The organism is Granulicatella sp. zg-84 (genome assembly GCF_010892375.1).
GTDB lineage: Bacteria > Bacillota > Bacilli > Lactobacillales > Aerococcaceae > WM01.
In genome coordinates, this window is the sequence record NZ_WNJX01000063.1 from 1 (window position 1) to 1,648 (window position 1,648).

Annotated in this window: 2 protein-coding genes; one reads left to right on the forward strand and one right to left on the reverse strand. The window is 32.3% G+C overall.

What is annotated here, in order from left to right:
- Window positions 1-123: 123 nt before the first annotated feature.
- Window positions 124-447 (forward strand): transposase, encoded by a 324-nt coding sequence (locus GMA06_RS08325; protein WP_205426295.1) that lies wholly within the window; start codon window positions 124-126, stop codon window positions 445-447.
- Between the two features lie 577 nt (window positions 448-1,024).
- Here GMA06_RS08325 and GMA06_RS08330 read toward each other — a convergent pair.
- On the reverse strand, window positions 1,025-1,648 hold a 624-nt coding region (locus GMA06_RS08330), incomplete at its 5' end, for an LPXTG cell wall anchor domain-containing protein (RefSeq protein WP_163562286.1).

Consider the following 1,648-nt stretch of genomic DNA (forward strand, 5'->3'; position numbering starts at 1 on the left):
ACAACCGTTACTCCTAACGAAGTAACGGCTGTTGAACAATGGATGAATCGTTATCCACGTAAATTATTTAACTATGTATGTCCTTATGATTTGCCTGAGGTGGCTAACTTACTATTGTAATTTGTGTTTCTACAAGAGTTGAGATATGCTTATAGACAGCGAGATTTTGATTTATTTATGAAGGTTATTCATCATATTGACCCGTCATTACCAGAGTGGTTTAGAAAGAAATTTGATATTTTTAAAACCTATCAGAATGGTATTTATCAAGCTTTTACCACACCTTATTCAAACGGTATCACAGAAACTATCAACAATCATATTAAAGTCATCAAACGCATTGCCTATGGCTACAGACGTTTTTCTTATTTTAGATTGCGTATTTTAATCATACAACACCATTCTCAGTGGCAGAAAAAGAATGTGAAAAAGGTAGTGAATGGTTAATGCCATTCACTACCAACATACTCACTATTTCTCTCCACCAACACAATTTGACGAAGAGCCAAAATAAAAAGATAGTGACGTAACATTCGTTACATCACTACCTTTTATGAGTCATCAACCCTATTTGACATAGAGCCAAAAAGGCAACCCTTAAGGGCTGCCTAAATTCGGCTCTCTATAATAAATCATTTGATGTCTTGAGAACTTCGTCTATCAGAATGACGCCAATAGCGTCTCCTACAAAGATGACTACAAAATACTGTACGCCTATCTAAAACACCTTCTAAAGTCTCAACTTTTCTTCCGCACTTCTTGCAAAAAAATTCTCGATGACTTTTCAACTTAGAGTTCATATTATTATCTCCTTTATTTTAAGATATTATGATAAACAAAGTACATAATTTATTTAAATAAATATACTGATAGGTTTCAAAAAATAATTAGCTAAAGATTACTTCTTTTTTTATTCACCAAAAACAACTGATATTAATAGAAGTAGAAATGAAATATCTCGTTTTTTACTTCCTAGTTACATTAACTTTATATGGCAATATCAACTTGATATTTTATATTCGATTTATTCCTTTTCTTCTTCAATTCGTCTTCTTAATGATGCAATCATTAAACCTAATCCCAGTACAGTAGCTCCATAGAATATTGTATTTTGCTCTATTGCTCCTGTTTTTGGTAGTTTTTTGTTTTGATATTCATCTTTATTAGATGAAGTTGTACCTTCTTTGTTACTATCTACATCTATATTAGAGATTGATTTATTGAAGTTAAGTTTATCTTTACCAACTTTATTGTTATCAGGTAAGATTACGCCTAATTCAAATCTTGGTCTATCGTAATTAGGAGTATCTACATTAACTTCGTAGTTACCTTTTGCTATTAACTCTGTATATGGTATTTCTAAGTTATTAACTGTTACTCTGTTGTCACCAAAAATAATCGTTACACCTGGATTTAAACGTAGTAGCTCTTCTTTTAGTTTATCTTTTGTTGTTTGGTCAATGTTAGCTGTGTCAGATACTCTTATTTTATAAGCTGGTAATATGACAGAAACTTTTGATACCCCTGCTTCTTTTGCACTTTCGATGGCTGCTGTGTTTGTTGCTTTATCGATTTCGCCTTTTGCTGCGTCAGCTGCTTCTTGTGCTTTTTGTTTTGCTGCTTGTCTTTCTGCCGGTGTTAGGTCATT